Here is a 934-nt window from a genome sequence, read left to right as displayed (position 1 = left end):
GCTAGCGTTCATCCTGAGCCAGGATCAAACTCTCCATTGTAAAGAAGTTTTGATACTGACTAATTTCTCTCGAAATCAATCGGATCGTTTTAAATTATGTTTAGCTTTAACATTACCTGTGTTTGAATCTAAGCATCACTACTTAGATTCGTGCTGTTGTTTCCATTCTTTCAAAGAACTTTTCAATCTCTAAAGATTGTTTGCCGATGTGTGAGATCCGATCCCTGTTGACCCTTTGGCCAGAACATCTTTATTATTTTTAGAAGAACTTTTTCGTATCGTTTGCGTTGGGGTTGCAAAGGTAGTGATCTTTTATTTAACCACCAAAACTTTTACAACATTTTTTATATTTAATTATCTCTTTTCTAATGACTTATATATTGGGAAAGTGCATTATAGTAACCTGATAATCAAACCCTTATTTCACAAAGAACTGCTGTTTTCCGAAGCGGACGGCAAAGATAGCATCTTTATCATTCGCAAGCAAAAATTATTACAACTTAATTGCTGGTATTTTCTGTATGTCAATTGGTGTTAAGCCAGAGGCTTAAGAATGTTTTCAGCACTATTGCAGCAGTGAAAACGATGATACTGATAAGTGTAGTTGGCAGGATATTGCCTGGCCGGATGTATCATCTGGCAGCTGTAAGCCGCACCTGTAAAGAACTGTGTCAGAGATTAGATGTCCAGGCAGTAGGCCTGGCAAGTAATGTTATTCTGAGTATTTGAGAGAAAATCATTGCTACTCTTTAGCAACACTCTCTACTTATATAAGAAAGAAAAAGCCTTAGTGCAAAGGCACCAAGGCTTTTCTTAATAAGTATGGCAGCTACCTACTCTCCCGCATGATAGTGCAGTACCATCGGCCATGAGGGGCTTAACTTCTCTGTTCGGAATGGGAAGAGGTGAACACCCTCGGCATAACCACCATAAG

General features: G+C 38.5%; 1 rRNA gene. It reads right to left on the bottom strand.

The window, feature by feature from the left end:
* Positions 1–820: 820 nt before the first annotated feature.
* A 5S ribosomal RNA gene (gene rrf / locus HGH91_RS30950) occupies positions 821–932 on the bottom strand.
* Between the last annotated feature and the right edge of the window lie 2 nt (positions 933–934).

The sequence above is a fragment of the Chitinophaga eiseniae genome (assembly GCF_012641265.1).
Classification (GTDB): Bacteria; Bacteroidota; Bacteroidia; order Chitinophagales; family Chitinophagaceae; genus Chitinophaga; species Chitinophaga eiseniae_A.
This window is presented reverse-complemented; position numbering and strand designations above follow the sequence as displayed.